This is a genomic window from Alkalicoccobacillus porphyridii, assembly GCF_007293315.1.
Classification (GTDB): Bacteria; Bacillota; Bacilli; order Bacillales; family Bacillaceae_D; genus Alkalicoccobacillus; species Alkalicoccobacillus porphyridii.
On sequence record NZ_VLXZ01000128.1, the window covers coordinates 1 to 312 of the forward strand.

The window sequence follows — 312 nt, forward strand, 5'->3', positions numbered from 1 at the left end:
TTTGTTCGTAGTAGCTGGCAATCTCCTGTTCGGTCACAGGCTGCTTCGCCGCCAGCGCGTTAACATCGATAGTCGCCTCACGCACCACGCGTTGTTGCGCGACCAGTGCCGCCAGCTCGTCGGTTTCACCTTTCAGCATAAAATCGGTACCGGCAACGCCGTTAATCAGCTGTTGGGTAGTGAGCTGGTTACGCAGCGCCTGGGCGTACTGATCGGCGGTCATCCCCATCTGGTTGAGGATACCGTTATAGCGGCTGTTATCAAATTTGCCGTCAACCTGGAAGGCTGGGGTCGCGAAAATCGCCTGTTTAA

Annotated in this window: 1 protein-coding gene; it reads right to left on the reverse strand. The window is 55.8% G+C overall.

Features of this window, described 5'->3' with window-relative positions; genetic code table 11:
• Nucleotides 1-312 (reverse strand): SurA N-terminal domain-containing protein (locus FN960_RS23790; protein ID WP_185971135.1); only part of this gene is annotated, 312 nt, incomplete at both ends.